This is a genomic window from Aeromonas sp. QDB39 (assembly GCF_027707585.1).
Classification (GTDB): Bacteria; Pseudomonadota; Gammaproteobacteria; order Enterobacterales; family Aeromonadaceae; genus Aeromonas; species Aeromonas hydrophila.
Genome location: NZ_JAPCIV010000127.1, coordinates 1 through 978, shown reverse-complemented (window position 1 = coordinate 978; position 978 = coordinate 1). Strand labels below are relative to the sequence as shown.

The 978-nt window shown below is 54.0% G+C and carries 2 protein-coding genes; one reads left to right on the top strand and one right to left on the bottom strand.

The window, feature by feature from the left end:
* Positions 1-83 precede the first annotated feature (83 nt).
* Entirely contained in the window at positions 84-398 is a 315-nt protein-coding gene (locus tag PG899_RS24135; protein WP_077098258.1) for a hypothetical protein, read from the bottom strand.
* A gap of 202 nt (positions 399-600) precedes the next feature.
* Here PG899_RS24135 and PG899_RS24130 point away from each other — a divergent pair, with 202 nt between their 5' ends.
* Complete coding sequence (locus PG899_RS24130) at positions 601-786, top strand: hypothetical protein (protein WP_077098259.1); 186 nt, start codon at positions 601-603, stop codon at positions 784-786.
* The last annotated feature ends 192 nt before the right edge of the window (positions 787-978 follow it).

Here is a 978-nt window from a genome sequence, read left to right as displayed (position 1 = left end):
GGTCACCAAGGATGCGTAGTAGGAGGCAGCGAACACGCCACACAGCAGGCTCAGCCAGCAGAATTGGATGAAGGCTTGGCGACTCATTGGGCGGCCTCGCAACTGGCGCGGGTGCAGGTGACCTGATAGCTGGCCTTGGTCTGGAAGCAGCGCGGGCAGTAGAGGTCGGGATTGAGCAGGCAGTCACGCAGCATCTTGATGGCGAGCAGCCGGTTACGACCGGAGTTGTACCGGGCCACACGCTGCTGGATGGTTTCTTTGGGCTCGTGGATTTCTTCGTCCCATTCTGGGTCGAGCTGGATGTCGCCATCCAGAATCATCAGGTCGGAACAGGCGGCGCACCCTTCACCGCCGCAGAGCTGGCAAACGTGGTATACGGGCACCTGATGGCAGGCCATCGAATCGCCCTCCCCTCTACCCAAAACGCTGTTTGCGAACCCGTGCAAAGCATCCATGATTGCCTCCGAAACCCAAAACTAACTTTCTAAGAAATCAGATATTGGGCAAATCTTGGCTTCTGATTTCTTAGATGTCAAGAAATCTCAATTCTGCGAATCAATTTTGTTAGAATTGGAGAGATAGTTCACAAGGAGTAAAACCATGCCGTCAAAGCACATCGACGACAGCACCTGGAGGAGGGTTGAGTCCGAAACCGTGAAAGCGGTGATAGCGACACGAACAAGCTTGAAGGACACCGAGATCCTGAAGCTACTAATCCTGAAGGGTCTGGAATGTATTACCGAGGACGATTACAGACAGTACCTGAAGGAGAAAGGTAGAGACTGACGTGGTCGGTTGTTTGCCTGCAAGGCCCCGCATGGATAGCGGGGTTTTTGATTTCTGGGGGTCTGGAAAGTGTCCTTCCCTCACCTCGCATAATGCGGTTTATATTCAATGCCCCCTACGGGGCCGCCTGCTGCTGGCGCAAGTTAGCAGACGGGCCGCAAGAAACATAAACCCTGTATATTATGCGCGGTG

What these genes read in the sequence shown, in the direction of transcription:
- PG899_RS24130 (WP_077098259.1), top strand. Translation starts at nt 601, where the DNA reads ATGCCGTCAAAGCACATCGACGACAGCACCTGGAGGAGGGTTGAGTCC.
- PG899_RS24135 (WP_077098258.1), bottom strand. Translation starts at nt 398, where the DNA reads ATGGCCTGCCATCAGGTGCCCGTATACCACGTTTGCCAGCTCTGCGGC.